Origin of the sequence: Pediococcus sp. M21F004 (assembly GCF_051122535.1) — a bacterium.
In the GTDB taxonomy this organism is placed as follows: domain Bacteria; phylum Bacillota; class Bacilli; order Lactobacillales; family Lactobacillaceae; genus Pediococcus; species Pediococcus inopinatus.
On sequence record NZ_CP177314.1, the window covers coordinates 947,478 to 962,353 of the forward strand.

At 39.3% G+C, this 14,876-nt stretch carries 16 protein-coding genes and 1 riboswitch; of the genes, 8 read left to right on the forward strand and 8 right to left on the reverse strand.

What is annotated here, in order from left to right; all coding sequences use genetic code 11:
• The first annotated feature begins 15 nt into the window (after positions 1-15).
• Positions 16-981 (forward strand): GMP reductase, encoded by a 966-nt coding sequence (locus ACLHK8_RS05005; RefSeq protein WP_057774612.1) that lies wholly within the window; start codon positions 16-18, stop codon positions 979-981.
• Positions 982-1,118: 137 nt separating this feature from the next.
• On the opposite strand, the gene ACLHK8_RS05010 is transcribed toward ACLHK8_RS05005, so the two are convergent.
• The 3 genes from ACLHK8_RS05010 to ACLHK8_RS05020 all read right to left on the reverse strand — a co-directional run bounded on the left by ACLHK8_RS05010 (position 1,119) and on the right by ACLHK8_RS05020 (position 3,990).
• Positions 1,119-1,562 (reverse strand): MarR family winged helix-turn-helix transcriptional regulator, encoded by a 444-nt coding sequence (locus tag ACLHK8_RS05010; RefSeq protein ID WP_323715234.1) that lies wholly within the window; start codon positions 1,560-1,562, stop codon positions 1,119-1,121.
• 71 nt (positions 1,563-1,633) lie between these two features.
• Positions 1,634-2,524, reverse strand: a complete 891-nt coding sequence (locus ACLHK8_RS05015; protein WP_063698278.1) for a YihY/virulence factor BrkB family protein — start codon at positions 2,522-2,524, stop codon at positions 1,634-1,636.
• Positions 2,525-2,568: 44 nt separating this feature from the next.
• Positions 2,569-3,990: an MFS transporter gene (locus tag ACLHK8_RS05020; RefSeq protein WP_323707561.1), complete on the reverse strand. Its 1,422-nt coding sequence runs from the start codon at positions 3,988-3,990 to the stop codon at positions 2,569-2,571.
• Positions 3,991-4,172: 182 nt separating this feature from the next.
• Between ACLHK8_RS05020 and ACLHK8_RS05025 the strand changes: the two genes are divergently transcribed.
• The gene (locus ACLHK8_RS05025) at positions 4,173-4,625 is read left to right on the forward strand and encodes a Fur family transcriptional regulator (protein WP_057774600.1); all 453 of its coding nucleotides are present in this window, start codon (positions 4,173-4,175) and stop codon (positions 4,623-4,625) included.
• 79 nt (positions 4,626-4,704) lie between these two features.
• Here ACLHK8_RS05025 and ACLHK8_RS05030 read toward each other — a convergent pair whose 3' ends face one another.
• The 4 genes from ACLHK8_RS05030 to ACLHK8_RS05045 form a co-directional block, all read right to left on the reverse strand.
• Positions 4,705-5,613: a dihydroorotate dehydrogenase gene (locus ACLHK8_RS05030; protein WP_323715235.1), complete on the reverse strand. Its 909-nt coding sequence runs from the start codon at positions 5,611-5,613 to the stop codon at positions 4,705-4,707.
• A gap of 1,008 nt (positions 5,614-6,621) precedes the next feature.
• Positions 6,622-7,599, reverse strand: a complete 978-nt coding sequence (gene pta, locus ACLHK8_RS05035; RefSeq protein ID WP_434520427.1) for a phosphate acetyltransferase — start codon at positions 7,597-7,599, stop codon at positions 6,622-6,624.
• Positions 7,600-7,642: 43 nt separating this feature from the next.
• Positions 7,643-8,845 (reverse strand): acetate/propionate family kinase, encoded by a 1,203-nt coding sequence (locus tag ACLHK8_RS05040; RefSeq protein ID WP_320531946.1) that lies wholly within the window; start codon positions 8,843-8,845, stop codon positions 7,643-7,645.
• Between the two features lie 236 nt (positions 8,846-9,081).
• Complete coding sequence (locus tag ACLHK8_RS05045; protein ID WP_434520428.1) at positions 9,082-9,792, reverse strand: glucosamine-6-phosphate deaminase; 711 nt, start codon at positions 9,790-9,792, stop codon at positions 9,082-9,084.
• A gap of 768 nt (positions 9,793-10,560) precedes the next feature.
• Positions 10,561-10,671: riboswitch (TPP riboswitch) on the forward strand.
• Positions 10,672-10,776: 105 nt separating this feature from the next.
• Here ACLHK8_RS05045 and ACLHK8_RS05050 point away from each other — a divergent pair.
• From ACLHK8_RS05050 to ACLHK8_RS05075, 6 genes are all read left to right on the forward strand, one after another.
• Positions 10,777-11,073, forward strand: coding sequence for a thiamine-binding protein (locus tag ACLHK8_RS05050; protein WP_057773424.1), 297 nt, complete (start codon positions 10,777-10,779; stop codon positions 11,071-11,073).
• A complete protein-coding gene (locus tag ACLHK8_RS05055; RefSeq protein WP_323715236.1) occupies positions 11,045-11,809 on the forward strand; it encodes an ABC transporter permease in 765 nt (254 codons plus the stop codon). Before ACLHK8_RS05050 ends, ACLHK8_RS05055 begins: the two co-directional genes overlap by 29 nt.
• Positions 11,806-12,813 carry an ABC transporter substrate-binding protein gene (locus ACLHK8_RS05060; protein WP_434520429.1) on the forward strand — a complete coding sequence of 336 codons (1,008 nt, stop codon included), beginning with the start codon at positions 11,806-11,808 and terminating at the stop codon, positions 12,811-12,813. The genes ACLHK8_RS05055 and ACLHK8_RS05060 overlap by 4 nt, the downstream gene beginning before the upstream one ends.
• A 10-nt stretch (positions 12,814-12,823) precedes the next feature.
• Positions 12,824-13,558, forward strand: coding sequence for an ABC transporter ATP-binding protein (locus ACLHK8_RS05065; protein ID WP_323715239.1), 735 nt, complete (start codon positions 12,824-12,826; stop codon positions 13,556-13,558).
• Between the two features lie 161 nt (positions 13,559-13,719).
• Complete coding sequence (locus ACLHK8_RS05070) at positions 13,720-13,959, forward strand: hypothetical protein (RefSeq protein ID WP_057773416.1); 240 nt, start codon at positions 13,720-13,722, stop codon at positions 13,957-13,959.
• A 38-nt stretch (positions 13,960-13,997) separates the two neighbouring features.
• Positions 13,998-14,261 carry a helix-turn-helix domain-containing protein gene (locus ACLHK8_RS05075; RefSeq protein WP_323715241.1) on the forward strand — a complete coding sequence of 88 codons (264 nt, stop codon included), beginning with the start codon at positions 13,998-14,000 and terminating at the stop codon, positions 14,259-14,261.
• Between the two features lie 215 nt (positions 14,262-14,476).
• On the opposite strand, the gene ACLHK8_RS05080 is transcribed toward ACLHK8_RS05075, so the two are convergent.
• Positions 14,477-14,677 (reverse strand): cold-shock protein, encoded by a 201-nt coding sequence (locus tag ACLHK8_RS05080; protein WP_057749326.1) that lies wholly within the window; start codon positions 14,675-14,677, stop codon positions 14,477-14,479.
• Positions 14,678-14,876: the final 199 nt, after the last annotated feature.

Sequence of the window (14,876 nt, forward strand, 5' to 3'; positions counted from 1 at the left end):
AAGGGACCTTATATTATGAAAGTTTTTGATTATTCAGATGTTCAATTAATCCCTAATAAGTGTATTATTGACAGTCGTTCAGAAGCAGATACCACCACAAAGCTCGGAAAATACACCTTTAAAATTCCGGTTGTGCCAGCTAACATGGCCACGGTTATTAATGAAGATCTCTCTGTGTGGTTAGCAAAAAATGGTTATTTCTATGTGATGCACCGTTTCGAACCTGAAACTAGGCTCGCTTTCATTAAAGATATGCACGCTCAGAAGTTAATCGCTTCGATCAGTGTCGGCGTGAAAGAAGAAGAATTTGAATTCATCTCCCAATTAGCAGAACAAAAGGCTAATCCAGAATTTATTACAATTGATATTGCTCATGGTCATGCCAATAGTGTTATTCGCATGATTAAACACATTAAGTCCCTCCTTCCAGAAACCTTTTTAATCGCCGGAAACGTCGGGACACCAGAAGCAGTACGCGAATTAGAGAATGCAGGTGCTGACGCAACCAAAGTAGGAATTGGGCCAGGAAAAGCTTGTATTACCAAGCTAAAGACTGGATTTGGAACTGGTGGTTGGCAATTAGCTGCCATTCGCTGGTGTGCCAAAGCTGCTAGCAAGCCCATTATTGCCGATGGTGGAATTCGGACAAACGGTGATATCGCCAAATCAGTTCGTTTTGGGGCTTCAATGGTCATGATTGGCTCTATGATGGCCGGTCATCAAGAATCACCTGGTAACATGATTACAATTGATGGAAAAAACTACAAACAATATTATGGTTCGGCCTCAGAAACTCAAAAAGGTCAGCACAAAAATGTGGAAGGTCGTCAAATGTTGGTGCCTTATCGAGGCCATATCCAAGATACCTTAGAAGAAATTCATCAAGATCTTCAATCAGCAATTTCTTACGCCGGTGGTCGTTCCCTTTCGTCCATCCGCAAAGTTGATTATGTCATCTTAAATGGTGTAAATGATTTCTAAATTAAACGCAAAAAAAGGCAGAAACCTTATTTAGCATTCCCGTAAAATTTAATAACTTGTTTTCCTAACCTTGGAGCCAACGAGTTATCCAAATTCTATGGTGCTAGTAAAGTTTCTGCCTTTTTTCTATACGTAAATTATTTTTGATTCATAATCTTTTGGCCAAACTCTTCCAAAAGATCTAATAATTCCGTCACTTTTTCTTCGCCCATCTTATCAATCCAACTCTTAAAGACTTTATGGACGTTTTGATCAATTAATTTTTCTACCTCAATGCCTTGGTCCGTCAAACGCAAATATAACTTTCGCTGGTCTTTAGGTTCCGGTGTTTGGGAAATATAACCAAGCTGCAATAACGATTTGATTTGTCGGGCAATGGCACTTCTTGTGACTCCACGTTCAGCCGCAATCCCCATTTGCGTCACATCGTCACGATAGCGCACATTTCGTAAAATTAAAAATTGTTCAAAAGAAATATGGTACTGCTTTGTTGGTTCTGAAAGCACATATTCCAAAAATTTTAGTGTCGACATATAAATCTCAATGGAACCTTCAAACAGTTTTTCATTATCTTTTTCCATAAAAAAACAACTCCTCCAAATACTCACTCATTTAAACAAATTTCGAACAATAACGATCCCCTAGATTGCAATTATTTCCAAAATCTTTTAAGTCTTTGATTCCATTCTTTAGTTGTATCCTCTAAATCACCATACCTCAACTCCTGATTGGTGGCATTAATCACCCCGCCAATCATAATAACCAGAGCAGAAAATTCCAGCCAGAACATCAAGGCAATAAAGGTTCCAAGTGTTTTATAACTATTCACAGAACGCGCAAAATAGCGAAGGTACAAAGTGAAGAATTGAGAAACACCCATCAATCCAATTGTGGCCGCCGCAGATCCCCAGATCACACTACCAAATCGAATGCGCGTATTAGGCACGACATAATACAAAATGGTTAAACTCAAAAAAATGATAATCAAAGCCGATGGTAATTTAACGTTTCCGACAATGTGAAAAAGGCTATGCGGTAATTTAAGAATTGGGGTGAGATACGACACAATTGTTTGTCCGAAACTAAAGAAAAACATCATCAAGGCAATCAATCCAACTAAGAAAATTGTGAAGAAAAAACCACCAATTCGATTAATGATGGGATTTTGGAATTTTGCAACTCCGTAAGCCCGATTAATTGAACGTTGAAAAGCGGACACAGCTTGACTCGATGACCATAACATCAAAATGGCCCCCACAGACAGCACTTCCCCATTGCCTTTCTCCAAAAAATCTTTTACAATCGGTTGACTAATTTGATAAATCGTACTTGGGACAACCGTCTCAATATATTCCAGCACCGTTCCCACATTGATATGAAATAACGGCAACAAATTTCCTACAAAGATAATCGCGGGAAACATTGCCAGCAACGTGTAAAACGCGAGAACAACGGCATTATTTGCCGCGTCAGCCCGGTTAAACCGAACCATAAATCCTTGCCAATATGTTTTGCATTTATGGCCAAACATCTTCCAAGTCATGTTATATACCTCATTTTTATTTAACTTTAATAGTATACAACAGTTTATCGGTTTACCCCTTGTTTTTCTGAGTTTTTAAGTGAAATTGCAAGTAATAATCCAACAATCGCAACTAAAAAGAATGTGAAAAACACAGCGCGGTATCCCATTTGAGAAGCGATTGCCACATGTTCGCCTTTAGCCAAGTGATTGTTAGTGACGACCGTCAAAATAATTGTCGCACATGCCACACCTAAAGAGCCTAAAATCTGTCGAACGGTGGTGATAACCGCTGTTCCATGAGCGATTAATTTATCTGGCAAAGAATTTGCACCCAAGGTTACAGCTGGCATCATCACAAAGGCATTTCCGCCTTCAATTAGCATCGCCAAAACGATCATGCCAATTAAGTGAACGCCACTGGAAAAGACAAATAAAATGCCCCAACCTAATGTGATCATACTCATCCCAATCAATAACACCCGTTTAAACCCAATTCGGTCCGCCAGTTTTCCTGAGACAGGATTTAAAATACTCAAGAAGACGGCTCCTGGAACCAATGCCATCCCTGATACAAATGGCGAAAGATGGAGGATTTCTTGATAATAAAGGGGAAAAATAATTGTTGTCACAATCAAGGCAATGTATGAAACGCCAGTTAACAATACCGCTAAATCATAATTAAAAGTTTTAAGAACTCGTAATTCCAACATTGGTGTTTTTTGATGAAACTGTCGAAATACAAAATAACCTACTGCAAGAATACTAACAACTAATAAAATCAGTTGTTGCGACCAATTGACCTGCGTTTTACCAATCTGATTAATCACATATAAAATTCCAATGAAACCTAACGAACTGATTACAGAAATATAATCTAATTTAGTCCGCTTCAATGTCATTACATCAGAAATGAATTTAAATGATAACAGCCAAACCACCGTAATAATGACGGCAAAAACGATAAATAATCCTTGCCACGTCGTAAATTTTAAAACAATTCCAGAAATAATTGGCCCTACTGCCAAAGCTGATCCCATGACTAATCCAACCACGCCCATGGTGACCCCACGCGATTCTTCAGGCGTGATCGTCAACATGACACTTTGGTAGGACGGAAATAAGATTCCGACCCCCATTGCCTCTAGAATTCTTCCCAGCATCATCACCGGAAAACTTGGTGCAAATAAAATAATTAACGTCCCCAAATCAAATAAGAGCAATACCGCTTGAAATAGATGCTTGAACGAGACGTTACTGAGCAACCAAGGACTAATTGGCATCATAATACACATTACCAACATAAACCCAGTAGTTAGCCACTGAATGGTGGTTGCAGACACACCAAAATAGCGCATCAACGTTGGATAAGCCGTGGATAAAGAAGACTGGCTAATGGACATCGTAAAGGTGCCCGCTAATAAAATCCCCACAAACCAGTTATGCAGGCTCCGATTCCCTTTAAATAAATCTGTTTCTTCTTCCATACTGAATTCTCTCCCTGCCAAATTAGAATCATTTTAAATCGATTTAATTGTATTTCATATTTGGTTTGGTGTAAACTGATTTTTGAAAATAAGCTTTTATCCCCATTTTAGAAGTTGCTGTAATCTTAAAAAAGTGATTAAATTAGTTTGACACTACCCAACTCATGAAAGAAGGCCAACCTATGGAAAATGATGAAGTCGCTGAGGCACTTGAAGAATTACAAAAAAAACACGTTAGAATCACGCCACAACGACAAACAATTTTGACTTATTTGGTAACTCACCATAACCATCCAACGGTTGAAACTATTCAAGCGGACTTGAGCACCAAAAAGCCTAATATGAGTTTGGCTACCATTTATAATACCTTAAAGTTGTTTGTCGACTTAGATCTCGTCATTGAATTGGCAAGTGGCGAAAATGGTGTTCACTATGATTATTACAATAAACCTCATTACCACATAATCTGTACCAACTGTGGCAAAATTGCCGATGTTTTCTATGACGGCTTCGCAAAAGACGCCCACCACATGGAAACAGAGGCTGCCAACCAAACTGGTTATCAAGTTTCTGGTAATCATTTTGAGATCTACGGACTGTGTCCTGAGTGCCAATTAAAGTTAAAAACAAACTAACCAAAAAAGGCTCATCCAAGTACATCGAAGTTCTCATTTTCGATGAAACGCGGATGGTCTTTTTTTAATGACATATTTTTTATTTTTCAGTTATATCAGTAATATTTGCAATTCCTAAATTATCCAAAACAACTGGCAAAGCCGAAATGATTTTTGGACAAGCCAGTGGGTCATCATAATTGGCCGCTCCCACTTCAATCGCATTCGCACCCGCCATCAACAATTCCACTGCATCTTCTGCCGTGTACACACCGCCAACGCCAATAATCGGCAAACTCACGTGTTTCCTTACCTCTGCTACCATGCGAATCGCCACTGTTTTAACAGCATGCCCTGAAAGCCCACCAGTCCGATTGGCTAAAATTGGCTGGCCAGTTTTTATATCAATCCGCATGCCTAAGATTGCGTTAATCATTGTAATTCCAGCGGCTCCACCTGCTTCAGCTGCCTCAGCAATTTCACTAATATCAGTTACATTTGGGGACAATTTTACATACAAGGGAACTTTTGAAACGGCCACACACTGTTCAGTGATGGTTTGAACTGTTTTGGGATCCACGCCAAACGCCATCCCCCCATTTGCTACATTCGGACAAGAGACATTCAACTCAATTGCATGCACATTTGGCACCTGACTCATGCGCCCAACTAAATCGCGATATTCTTCAATCGAGTCTCCCGCCACACTGCCGAGAATGGGTAGTTCTGGAAAATGGCCAGCCAACCAAGGCAATTTTTCAGCCATCACAACCTCAATTCCTGGATTTTTTAATCCAACTGCATTTAAATGACTATCCGTGGTCGTCGTAAACTGAGGTGCCGCGTTGCCAACTCGTGGTTTGGGAGTCGTCGTTTTGATAACTAGTGATCCCAACTGATTTAGATCGTATTGTTTGGCAAAGCCGTCCCCGTAACCAAACGTACCACTAGCTGGAATAATCGGATTCTTCAAATCTAATCCTGGTAATTTTACTGCTAATCGATTCATATACGTAAACCTCTTTCTTATATCTATTTTGCGTAGAATCGATCCAAAGAAAAAGGAACCCAAAACAAACATGACGTTTGCTTCAGATTCCAAAATGGTTTTATTCAGATAGCCCCTTAAACGGGCTCTTCATTTATTGATAGATAACACAACCATTTTGTCTTCTCTGAAACAATTAAACGGTGTTCTCTTAAATTATTCATTATTCAGAGGCTTTCGTGCCTTCGAATTAATACTCAGTTTAGGGATCTTTTTGGCTTCTGTCAAGGTGTAATATGTGGCAAGGTGTAATATGTGGCAAGTTTTAGTAGGTAGTGCCGCTAATTAGATTTTATTTAAATTTTTTTATCTGATTTTAGTTCCGTTCCGGCGCTGATGTGGGGACGTGTGGGTCGCTTGCGAGCTAACTTCTCGCCCTTCAGGCCAGAAGTGGATCTCTCCAGTCTGCCCCATGTCTCCAAGCAATAAATCGCCAAGTGACATCGACACACGCTCTCATCAACGCCTCCACTACACCTCTTATTCAAGTTTCACGAAATAATCTTCACCAAATTACCCATGGCACTGCTGGTTGCCGCATACTTAAATTCTGTTCTGCATTAAATATACTATTACTATCCTTTAAAACTTTACACTAACTAGACCGAAAGCATAATTTTTCGGGACGGTTCCATAAACCAAAAGCAAACCATAACTATCCTTACCGCGGGGAATATGCCATGCTGTCTCAGGACGGTTCAGAAAGTCAAAAAGGGAAAAATAAGTATGACTCCCGCGGGATTGCGATCCCGCATCCGTCACAGCCTTTTAACATTTAATTTCCGCTGAGCTTCAGGACGGTTCCATAAACCAAAAGCAAACCATAACTATCCTTACCGCGGGGATGTGCCATACTGTCTCAGGACGGTTCAGAAAGTCAAAAAGGGGAAAATAAGTACGACTCCCGCGGGATTGCGATCCCGCATCCGTCACACTTATTTCTCCCTTTTTAACGACTTTCTTCACCCACTATTTAATTGCCTGGGCCGCCGTCATTATCGCTACCTTATAGACATCTTCTTCACTAGCACCCCGTGACAAATCTGACACCGGTGCATTCAATCCTTGAAGAATTGGTCCAATTGCTTCGAAATGACCCAAACGTTGCGCAATCTTATAGCCAATATTTCCTGACTGCAATTCTGGGAACACAAACACCGTTGCGTGTCCTGCTACCTTTGAATCCGGTGCCTTACTTGCCCCAACATCCGGCACAAATGCGGCATCAAATTGTAACTCGCCGTCAATTTCAACTTCGGGTGCCTTTTCTTGTGCTAACTTAGTTGCTTCTTGAACCTTAGTGACCATCTCACCTTTGGCAGATTCTTTTGTTGAGAAACTCAACATAGCTACCTTAGGCTCAATATCAAATATTTTAGCCGTTTCTGCACTTTCGACCGCAATTTCAGCCAACGTTGCAGCATCCGGATCAATATTAATGGCCGTATCTGCAAAAATATAGCGCTCGTTATTTCGTTGCATCACAAATGCTCCGCTAATGCGTTTCACACCCGGTTTAGTTTTAATAATCTGCAAGGCTGGACGAACTGTATCTCCCGTTGGATGAACAGCACCAGACACCATTGCGTCAGCTTTTTTCAGGTAAACGAGCATCGTCCCAAAGTAATTGACGTCTTCCAACATCTTTTGAACTTCTTCAACCGTATTCTTACCTTTGCGACGATCGACCAAAGCATCTACCATTGCTTGCTTATCAGCTTCTGGATAAGTATTTGGATCAATAATTTTGACATCCTTTAAACTGACATCTTCTTTTTCCGCTCGCTTTTCAATTTCAGCTTTCTCACCTAATAAAATAGGTTCAACTAACCCTTCTTGCGCTAACCGGGCTGCAGCCATAAAAATCCGAGACTCTTCGCCTTCTGGGAAAACTACTGTTTTATTCTGGCCCTTAATCTTTGCTTTCAAACCGTCAAATAAATCCATCGTTAAATCCTCCTTCAAAACTTTAGTATGTTTAACAAACAGTTTATGCTTTAGTACCCTTTTTAAAACGCTCAACTTCGCGGGCAATCGCTAATTCTTCATTTGTAGGAACAACCAATACTTTTGCCTTAGAATCAGCTGTACTAATGTCGCGTAGTTCACCTTGGACTTGGTTTTTTTCGTCATCAACTTTAAGACCAAAGTAATCCAATTCATCTACAATCAATTTTCGAATCAGCATCCCATTTTCGCCAATTCCTGCTGTAAATACCAATACGTCAATTCCGTGCATTTCGGCAATGTACGCGCCGATATACTTCACAATGTTATTCACAAAAATTTCCACGGCTAATTCGGCCCGGCGACTTTTATGTCTTGCTTCCAAAACATCACGCATATCAGACGAAATGCCCGAAATACCTAACAATCCCGATTTGGTATTCAAGATCTTAATCATTTCAGAAAAATCGGTAATCTGGAGTTTTTCCATTAAATAATTTACTAATGAAACATCGATATCACCTGAACGCGTTGCCATCGTGATTCCTGAAACTGGCGTAAATCCCATTGAAGTATCGTATGATTGACCATTCAAAATTGCATCAATCGAAGAACCCGCCCCCAGATGTAAGGTGATCATCTTTAGAGAACTTAACGGTTTCCCAAGCAACTTAGCGGCATCTAAAGCCACGGATTGATGACTCGTTCCGTGAGCCCCATACTTCCGAGCCCCGTAATCTTTATAATACTCATACGGAATACTATATAAATAATTCTTAGGTGGCAACGTTTCGTGGAACGAAGTATCAAACACGGCAACACTAGTCACATTGGGAAGGACCTTTTGCATTGCCCGAATACCCATTACATTGGCTGGATTATGCAACGGCGCATATTCCGACAAGCTCTCAATTTGTTTAATCACTTTTTCTGTAATGAGCACAGAACCTTTAAAGATTTCACCACCAGCTACAACGCGATGGCCGACGCCGGTAATTTCGTCAAAGCTTTTAATAATTTTTAAATCAATGAGGGAATTCAAGACAATGTTAATTGCCACCTCGTGATTTTTAACTGGTTTTTCAATACGAATATTTTGCTGATCACCATAAATGATTGTAAACGTAGAACCGTCAATACCGATTCGATCCACCTGCCCGCTTGCCAAAACCTTTTCGCTTGGCATCTCAAACAGCTTGAATTTAAATGATGAACTTCCAGCATTAATCGAAATTGTTTTTTCCATAGTTTTACTCCACTCACACTCTCTAGGTTTTTACTAATTTAGGTTAATAATTGTGTCTAGAACAACTCTAACGCGCTTAGCATAAATTCTCAATAACTACTCACATAAATTATACCTTATTGTTATGAATATGAAAACGAAATAGCTAAGCAACATAAACTTTAAAACTAAAAAAGATCCATTCTATTTGGCCTAAACACCGGATAGGATGAATCTTTTCAAATCAAAATAGCTAATTATTTATTTGTTAATTTACTTGCAGCAGCTTCATCAAGAATAACTGTCACGTTGTCATGGTTTTGAAGAATACTTGCAGGTAAGTCAGCTGAATCTGGGCCTTCAATCATGCCCCTAACTGCATCAGCTTTTTCTGCGCCGTATGCTTCCAACAAAATATGTTTAGATTTCATAATTGAAGCTAAGCCCATTGATAAAGCTTCCTTAGGAACATCTTCTTCACGTTCGAAGAAACGCGCGTTAGCATCGATTGTGGACTGTGTTAAAGAAACACGGTGTGTACCGATTTCGCGTGAAGTTCCTGGTTCATTAAAACCAATGTGACCGTTACGGCCAAGACCTAAAATTTGAAGATCAATTGGGTTGTCTTCAATCACTTTGTCATAACGTTTTGCTTCAGCATCAATATCTTTTGCTAATCCATTTGGTAAATATGATGTCTTGAAAGGCTTTTGGTTGAACAAGTTTTTGTGCATGAAGTAATTGTAACTTTGATCATTATCAGCGGATAAACCGATATATTCATCTAAGTTAATTGAGATTGAATCGCTAAAATCAAGGTCGCTAGCAATAATATCTTTGTACGTAGTAATTGGTGTACTACCTGTAGCTAAACCAAAAACATGAGCACCATTCTTCTTTGCATCCGCAAAAATCTTGTAGCCTTCTTGGCCGCCTTCAACTTCATCTTTAACAATAATAATTTGCATAATTACTCTCCTTTTCGTTTTTAATGTCTATTTTGCTTCAGCAAAATCTTATCCTCAAAACGAATGTCCATTCTCACTACGCCGTAAAACGACTAGTCGAACTGGCTCCTTTTCGTTTTTAATGTCTATTTTGCTTCAGCAAAATCTTATCCTCAAAACGAATGTCCATTCTCACTACGCCTTAATACGGCTAGTCGAACTGGCTCCTTTTCGTTTTTTAACGTTTATTTTGCTTCCGTAAAACATCATTCGTATTGGTATAGCCCAATTATATAATCTCTCCGTTTGAAATGCAAGGGTATAGACCAAAAATATTCGTTTTATTTTTCTTATCGTGCTTTTATAAAAACTTCCGACAACTCCACACAACGTTAGTGTAAAGTTTTAGTAGGAAAGTGAAAAAAGCCTTTCAAAACACGAGAAGATCGTTAATCTTCTAATTAGGTACAGCAGCCAGCAACGCCATGGGTAATTTCGTGAAACTTGAATAAGAGGTGTAGTGGAGGCGTTGATGAGAGCGTGTGTCGATGTCACTTGGCGATTTATCGCTTAGTGACATGGGAAGACTGGAAAGATCCACTTCTGGCCTGAAGGGCGAGAAGTTAGCTTGCAAGCGACCCACACGGCCTCACATCAGCGCCGGAACGGAACTAAAAGCAGGTAAAAACTTAAATAAAATCTAGTTAGTGGCACATTTACTAAATCTTGACACATACCCACATAACAAATTAGTTGCTCAAAATGACGTTTATAGCTATACTAAACTCATATTTAATACAGGGGTGCTGGATCCAATCCGGCTGAGATAAAAACTAGTGGTTTTTGACCCTCGAACCTGATATGGATAATGCCAGCGCAGGAAGTCTTTAACCTTAATTGTTATTTGATTTGGATAAATCTCATGATAATTAATTTAATTATGTCCTGAATCAGCTGGCGAAAACTCGTCGGCTTTTTATTTTGCATCAAGAAAGGATCGCAATTATGAATACAAGTGTCGCAATTCAAGTATTACCAATGTTAGAGGACGACAAAAAGGTCGTCGCCGTTGTCGATAAAGCAATTGAATACATTCAATCAACCGGAGTTACTTACGTGGTCGGTGCCTTTGAAACCACCATCGAAGGTGATTACGATCAGTTAATGGAAATCGTTAAAAACATCACAAAAATTGCCGCGGATGCAGGTGCACCCCAAGTGATGACTTACGTTAAGATTGACTATAAATCAGCAGGTAAGGTTTTAGGAATTCATGAAAAAACAGACAAGTATCAACATTAATTTTTTACCAGCCATCGTTATTCTATTGTTATTAATTGTCTGGCAGCTCATCAGTAGCTTTCAACTTGTTCCAACTTTCCTTCTGCCATCTCCACTAAGCGTTGTTACAGCGTTTGTGAGTGACTTTTCATTGCTCATGAGTAATGCTTGGGTAACTTTCTTAGAAGCTTTCTGGGGCCTATTATTGGGTGTTTGTGGCGGTTTGCTAATTTCTATCTTGATGGATCTCTTTAACCCCCTTTACAAAGCTGTTTATCCGTTATTAGTAATCAGCCAAACCGTGCCAACCGTGGCGATCGCGCCTCTGCTCATTCTATGGCTCGGCTATGGAATGTTGCCAAAAATTGTCTTGGTTATTCTTACAACGTTTTTTCCAGTCGCAGTTGAGATGCTGACTGGTTTTCGTTCCACGGACCCAGACTTAATTAAACTCATGCAAACCATGGGAGCTAGCAAATGGAAACTATATTATTATGTAAAATTTCCTAGTTCCTTAAATCATTTCTTTTCTAGTTTGAAAATTTCTGTATCTTATGCGATCGTCAGCGCAGTCGTTTCTGAATGGGTAGGCGGATTTAACGGCCTTGGAGTTTACATGACCCGCGTCATGAAGGCTTATACCTATGATAAAATGTTTGCCGTAATTTTTCTAATTTCGGCATTAAGTCTTCTGCTCATTTGGCTCGTATCTTATGTTCAGCGAAAAGTTATGCCCTGGGAGGTAACCAAAAAATGAAACACGATGGACGCAAATGGCTAATCTTACTGTTCAGTTTTTCTTTGATTGTGATTCTCAGTGGATGTCAGTCTAAACAAACCAAGTCCAAAAGCCGGACAATTACGGTCGTTTTAGACTGGACGCCAAACACAAACCACACTGGGATGTATGTGGCAAAACAAAAAGGTTACTATAAAAAATATCATTTGAATGTAAAATTTATCCAACCACCTAAAGATGGTGCGGAACAGCTTGTTGCTAGTGGCAAGGCTGACTTTGGTATTTCTGCTCAAGATACTTTTGCAGGCGCGATTGCTCGAAAGAATCCATTACCAATCACCACCATAGCCGGGATTATTCAACACAATACCTCTGGAATTATGTCTCGAAAAGCCGATGACATTATCTCTCCCCAAAAAATGATGGGAAAACGTTATTCTACCTGGGATTTGCCCATTGAACAGGCAACAATCAAGCAGGTGGTTAATGACGATAACGGTAACTACAAAAAATTAAAGTTAATTCCGAATAACATCACCGATGAAGTTGCCGCGTTAAAGGCAAAACAGACAGACGATATTTGGGTATTTTATGGATGGGCCGGTCAAAATGCTAAAGTTAAAAACTTTCCAATTGATTACTTCTCGTTTCGATCTTTGAATAAAGTTTTCGATTATTACACACCAACCCTAATCGGTAACAATAGCTTTTTAAAGAAGAATCCCCAAGTTGCCAAAAACTTCATGAAAGCCACAACGAAGGGCTATAATTACGCTTCTAAACACCCCCATCAATCAGCTGATATTTTAATGGACCAGGTTCCAGAACTCAAAAGTAATCGTAAACTCATATATGCCAGTCAAGCTTATCTATCTAAACAGTATTCTCTTGGTTCAACCCAATGGGGAAAAATCAGTGCAAATCGCTGGAACGGGTTTTATACTTGGCTAAATCAACATAATTTAGTTTCCGTAAAACTCAAAAAAGATCAAGGATTCACGAATAAATATCTTCCAAAATGAGGTTTTCACTATGGTATTATTGCAAACACAGCACATCACTAAAAACTATGAAGAACGAAAAATTCTCTCGGATGTGAATATCCACCTCAATCAAGGCGAACTAGTCAGCATTCTCGGAATTAGCGGGATCGGTAAAACTACCCTGTTTAATATCATTGCCGGTCTGGAAGCTCCTCAATCCGGTCAGGTACTGCTTGAAGATCAGACAATCACCAATACCACTGGACATATTAGTTATATGTTACAAAAGGATCTCTTACTTCCCTATCGAACAATCATGGGAAACATCATTTTACCAGCGCTTATGCAAAACATTCCTAAAAAAGAAGCGGAAGCTAAGGCAGCCCCTTTTTTCAAAATTTTCGGTTTAGAAAAAACTGAAAATTTATATCCAAGCGCTTTATCTGGCGGGATGCGGCAGCGAGCTGCTCTATTGCGAACCTACATGTTCTCAAAAGAAGTCTCATTATTGGATGAACCTTTTAGTGCCTTAGACGAAATCACCAAACGTCAAGTTCACAGTTGGTATCTTGAATTAATGAAAAAAATTGATTTATCAACCCTACTAATCACCCATGATGTTGATGAAGCCATTCTGTTATCAGATCGTATTTACATTTTAAGCGGTCGTCCGGCCTCCATTACTAAAGAAATTACGATTGAGCCAGATTTAAAGAAACAACCGGAATTTGATCTCAGCGCTGATTTTTTAGCCTACAAACGTGAAATCTTAAATTTATTATAGAAAGCAAAAGATTCGGCAATTAATCAGTCGAATCTTTTGCTTTCTATAACATTCTAGTATATATTCTACTTAGGTTGGACAATGAGCGATATGATAGTTACTCAAAATTTTACTTGCACTGTTTAATCTATCTGAAATATATCTAAAAGGGAGTTGTTTTCATGGCAAACGAAGTTGTACTTTTCAATCCTGGAGACTCTTTAGGAAATTTTCACGATTATAATGAGGCTATTCGAAGCGGACAGCTGTACAAAAATAAAGATAAAACGCCCCATGAAATTGTCATTGCTACAGATCCCAAAAGTGACGAAGACTATTTGGTCTTTTATGTCAAGGATGCTGTTGACCCAGCAACTAAGAACCATCACGGTACTCAATACAACATCTCAAAACATATCTAAAAACTTTCGCGGAATTTGCAACAAAAGGAAAACCCGCAATGACCTTTGCAGATCAACTTATTAGGCAACGCAAACGGGCCGGCTACACAAGAAGCGCCTTGGCCAAAGAATTAGAAGTTAGTCCTGATTTGATTACTGAATGGGAACACGGCGAAGCGGAACCAAATTTAGATGATTTAGTCAAACTTCATTCAATCTATCAAATTAGCTTGGATGAACTGGTTTTAAGCGCAAAGCCCTACAAAACGGTGAGCGCTTCTAAGTGGTTAAATCAGTTTGATCGTGCTTTAAAGAAAAAGTAGTTCATTTCTATATCAAAATAACCCCTGTAATTTTACAATTACAGGGGTTATTTTGTACGTCCAGCTTTAGTAGACATCGACATTAGAGCCGAATTCAGCCTCTAAATCTTCTAATAACGTATGTTGTTCTGTTTTGCATTCTTTGTCAGAATATTTAATAAATAAAACCTCGCTTTTTAATTTGCCTAAGAAGTAACTTATCAGGCGCGAAAGCTTTACTGTTTTTGAACGTTAACAGCTTGTGGTCCACGGTCACTGTCTTCAACGTCGAAAGTAACTTCTTGGTTTTCTTCCAATGTCTTGAAGCCGTCGCCTTGAATAGCTGAGAAGTGAACGAATACATCGTCACCATTTTCGCGATTGATAAAACCAAATCCCTTATCAGGGTTAAACCATTTAACTTTTCCTTTTTCCATGTGAATGAATCCTCCTTGCGCAATGCGCGTTTTAAAAATTTTTGTATCCCACAAGCCAATTACGAAAGGAGTGACGCTCTTAGAACTCCGTACCCTTAATAACCAAACTGATAAAACACATTACATAAAGCTTAACAGGAATCCCCTTTTCTTACAAACAAAACGACTCGTACAAATTCGTCTATCTCCAGTGTTCCCT